This is a genomic window from Bradyrhizobium sp. IC3123, from assembly GCF_020193625.1.
Taxonomy (GTDB): domain Bacteria; phylum Pseudomonadota; class Alphaproteobacteria; order Rhizobiales; family Xanthobacteraceae; genus Bradyrhizobium; species Bradyrhizobium yuanmingense.
In genome coordinates this window covers 1-401 of record NZ_JADYVF010000073.1, presented here as the reverse complement: position 1 = coordinate 401, position 401 = coordinate 1, and the positions used below count along the sequence as shown (strand labels likewise).

Annotated in this window: 1 protein-coding gene; it reads left to right on the top strand. The window is 66.3% G+C overall.

The genetic code is table 11. The features are described 5' to 3' along the window. The first annotated feature begins 90 nt into the window (after nucleotides 1–90). Entirely contained in the window at nucleotides 91–312 is a 222-nt protein-coding gene (locus tag I6F20_RS37685) for a hypothetical protein (RefSeq protein ID WP_065043703.1), read from the top strand. Nucleotides 313–401 lie beyond the last annotated feature (89 nt).

Genomic DNA, 401 nt, shown 5'->3' with positions numbered 1-401 from the left:
AGGCAACCCTGGCCGAGAAGATCGACGGGCTGCGGCGCTTTCGCAAGGACCTCGCGCTCGACGGCTAAGGCCGCACGCGATACTCCCAGCATGGCTTTCACGGTCGTTTTCGCCAACGGAGAGGCGCGCGATTACGGCGCGTTCGACGCCTTCGAGGTGACAGACGCAGGCGTCCTGATCATTTCGATGAAGCGTGAAGATATCAGCCGGCACTTCGTGGCCCCGGGAGCCTGGCTGGAGGTCGTCGAGGTGGTGGACGGGACACCGGTGCGGATGTCGCGCGGGATCATCGCGCACCGGCCCAAGTTCTGACGTCACTGCCGCCGGTATGCGGTCGCGATGGCCAGCCAGTCATCGGCGGCCAGCCGGCTGGTGTTCGTCGGGTCGTAGCGCCCCAGCAG